1 protein-coding gene is annotated in these 1032 nt (G+C 68.1%); it reads left to right on the top strand.

From position 1 onward, the window contains the following. Positions 1-1032: transporter-like protein (locus C7C56_RS00200; protein WP_219933075.1), on the top strand; the 1032-nt coding region annotated here is incomplete at both ends.

Here is a 1032-nt window from a genome sequence, read left to right as displayed (position 1 = left end):
GGCGCAGGCCGGCGCGGCCGGCCCGAGGGCGGCGCCGCCGGTCTCGCCCAAGCGCGCCGCCGCGGTCGCGCTCGCCGCCGAGCTGGTCGAGGCGCACAACAACAAATACACGGTGCGCGACCTGTTCGGCGACAATCTGAACCTGCTCGCGCGCAACGTCACCGAGAACGCCAGCCGCACCGGCGAGCACTACATCGCCGAAAGCAGGCCGGCGCTGCGCGCCATGTTCCTGTCCTCGGGCGGGGCCGGGGCGATCATCGCGATCATGGGGCTGTTCAAGATTTTGCTCGGCTTCCTCAAGCGCGCGCCGCTGTTCGAAGCCTTCCTGTTCAGCCTGAACTACTCGCTCGGCTTCATGCTGATCCACCTGATGCACTACACCATCGCCACCAAACAGCCGGCGATGACGGCCTCGCGCATCGCCTCGGGCCTGTCGAGCAAGGACGGGCGCAACATCGACCTCGACAGCATGGCCGAACTGATCACCAAGGTGTTCCGCACCCAGTGCGTGGCGGTGCTGGGCAACCTGGCCACCGTGGTGCCGACCGCCTTCCTGATCGCGCTGGGCTACCAGGCGCTGTGGGGCAGGCACCTGATGTCGCGCGAGAAGGCGATGCAGCTGCTGCACGACATCAGCCCGTTGACCCCGACCACCCTGTTCTACGCGGCCATCGCGGGCGTGTGCCTGTTCGTGTCGGGCCTGATCTCGGGCTACTACGACAACAAGGCGCTCTACACGCGCATGGCGCAGCGGGTGCGCCAGCTGCGCGGCCTGGGCCGCCTGCTGGGGCCGGCGCGCCTCGAGCGGGTCTCGCACTATGTCGAGGAGAACCTCGGGGGCCTGATGGGCAATTTCTATTTCGGCATCCTGCTCGGCACGCTGGGCACCGTCGGCTACCTGGTCGGGCTGCCGATCGACATCCGCCACGTGACGTTCTCGGCCGGCTTTTTGGCGACCTCGTTCGTCGCGCTCGACCAGGACATGGGGCTGGCGCTGGCGCTGACCTCGATCGCCGGCGTGCTCTCGATCGG

This window comes from Massilia glaciei (genome assembly GCF_003011895.2).
Taxonomy (GTDB): Bacteria; Pseudomonadota; Gammaproteobacteria; order Burkholderiales; family Burkholderiaceae_D; genus Telluria_A; species Telluria_A glaciei.
The sequence above is the reverse complement of the archived record's forward strand: the minus strand, read 5'-3'. Positions and strand labels throughout refer to the sequence as shown.